This is a genomic window from Micromonospora aridisoli (assembly GCF_056150025.1).
Map to the genome: position 1 here is coordinate 1 of NZ_JAXCFK010000184.1, position 516 is coordinate 516.

Below are 516 nucleotides of genomic sequence, written 5' to 3' on the forward strand. Positions count from 1 at the left end.
CAACGACTGGGGGCGGCGCTTCCTCGGCTGGGATCAGCCGGTGCCGTTCCTGTCCCAGGAGTCCACCGCGCTGTGGACGGTGATCGCGTTCGAGGCGTGGCGCTACTTCCCGTTCGCGTTCCTGTTCCTGCTCGCGCGGCTCCAAGCGGTGCCCGGCGAGCTGGAGGAGGCCGCCCGGGTCGACGGGGCCACACCCACCCAGCGGTTCCGGCACATCCTGCTGCCGCAGCTCATGCCGGTGATCGCGCTGATCGGCGTGCTCCGCTTCATCATGACGTTCAACAAGTTCGACGACGTCTACCTGCTCACCGGCGGCGCGGCCGGCACCGAGGTGGTGAGCGTCCGGGTCTACCAGTTCCTCACCGCCCGCACCGACATCGGCGCGGCCGCCGCCCAGGCCGTCGTGCTCGCCGTGGTGCTGCTCGTGTTCGTGGCGATCTACCTGCGCTTCTTCGGCGCGCGACGGGAGGCGTGATGGACCGGGACCGGATCGAGACGGTGAGCCTGCGCTGGCTG

Annotated in this window: 1 protein-coding gene; it reads left to right on the forward strand. The window is 70.2% G+C overall.

What is annotated here, in order from left to right:
* Nucleotides 1-475, forward strand: a 475-nt coding sequence (locus tag SM447_RS30010; protein WP_474576228.1) for a carbohydrate ABC transporter permease, incomplete at its 5' end; no start/stop codon positions are given.
* Between the last annotated feature and the right edge of the window lie 41 nt (nt 476-516).